Here is a 1,375-nt window from a genome sequence, read left to right as displayed (position 1 = left end):
GCTGCTGGACGAGCCCGCCGAGGCCCTCGACCCGGTGGCGGCGGACGCGCTGACGCGGGATCTGCTGGGGGCGCCGGGCGGGGGGACGCTGCTGCTGGTCACGCACCGGCTCGCGGCGCTGGAGGCCGCCGACGAGGTCGTGGTGATGGACCGGGGCCGGATCGTGCAGCGGGGCCGGCACGCCGATCTGCTGGCGGTGCCGGGCCCCTACCGCGACCTGCGGGACGCCGAGCTCCTGGCCGCCTGACCCGCGACCGCCCGGCCCGGATCCGGCCGGCCCTTCACCGGCCGGGTCTTGAGGGCGCGGCCGAGGGCGGCGACGCCGTCGGCGATGGCGGACGTGGTCGCGGCGGCGTAGCCGAGGACGAGGCCGGGCGGGCCGGGCCGCTGGGCGTGCCATGACAGCGGCTGCACCTTGACGCCCTCGGCCAGGGCCGCGGCGGCGAGCGCGGCGTCGTCGAGCGCCGCGAATGCCGGGCCGTCGAAGGTGATGGTGAGGTGCAGGCCGGCGGCGGCGCCGTGGACGGCCGCGCCGGGCAGGTGCGCGGCGATCGCGTCGATCATGGCGTCGCGGCGGCGGTGGTGGCGGCGCCGCAGCAGCCGCAGGATCCGCTCCATCTCCCCCGAGGCCATCAGTTCGGCGAGGACGAGCTGGGGCAGGGCGGCGTTGCCGAGGTCGGCGAAGCGCTTCTCGGTGACGACCGCGTCCAGGAACGCGGGCGGGGGCAGCAGCCAGCCGGTCCGCAGCGCCGGGGCCAGCAGCTTGGAGGCGCTGCCGGCGTGGAAGACGCGGTCGGTGAGCATGGAGCGCAGGGCGGGGACGGGCGGCCGGTCGTAGCGGTGCTCGGCGTCGTAGTCGTCCTCGATGATCAGGCCGCCGGCGGCGGCCCAGCGCATGAGGTCGCGGCGGCGGTCGCCGGCCAGGACGGCGCCGGTCGGGAACTGGTGGGCGGGGGTGAGCAGCACGGCCGGGGCGCCGGTCGCGCGGAGCCGGTCGACGCGGACGCCGCCGCCGTCGACGGGAACGGGCGGGGTGTCCATGCCGGCGTGCCGCAGGTGCTGGCGGACGCCGAGGGAGCCGGGGTCCTCGACCGCGACCGTGCCGATGCCGGTGCGGGCCAGGACGCGGGTGATCAGGCCGAGGGCCTGCGCGGTGCCGGAAACGATGACGATCTCGGCGGGGTCGGCGCGGATGCCGCGGGTGCGGGCGAGCCAGCCGGCGACGGCGGTGCGCAGCGCGGGGTCGCCGCGGGGGTCGCCGTAGCCGAGGGCGGCGGCGGGCAGGTCGCGCAGGACGGTGCGTTCGGCGCGCTGCCAGGCGGCGCGGGGGAACGCCGACAGGTCGGGGACGCCGGGGGTCAGGTCGATGCGGGCG

At 78.8% G+C, this 1,375-nt stretch carries 1 protein-coding gene and 1 pseudogene; one reads left to right on the top strand and one right to left on the bottom strand.

The genetic code is table 11. From position 1 onward, the window contains the following. Positions 1-247, top strand: a pseudogene (locus tag E1284_RS42285) (thiol reductant ABC exporter subunit CydC); the annotation flags it as partial. Here the strand turns inward: E1284_RS42285 and E1284_RS40715 are convergent. Next, the coding region (locus tag E1284_RS40715; RefSeq protein ID WP_131945436.1) for an aminotransferase-like domain-containing protein at positions 208-1,375 on the bottom strand (1,168 nt) is incomplete at its 5' end. The pseudogene E1284_RS42285 and the gene E1284_RS40715 sit on opposite strands and share 40 nt — an antisense overlap.

It is taken from the genome of Actinomadura bangladeshensis, assembly GCF_004348335.1.
GTDB classification, from domain to species: Bacteria; Actinomycetota; Actinomycetes; order Streptosporangiales; family Streptosporangiaceae; genus Spirillospora; species Spirillospora bangladeshensis.
This window is presented reverse-complemented; position numbering and strand designations above follow the sequence as displayed.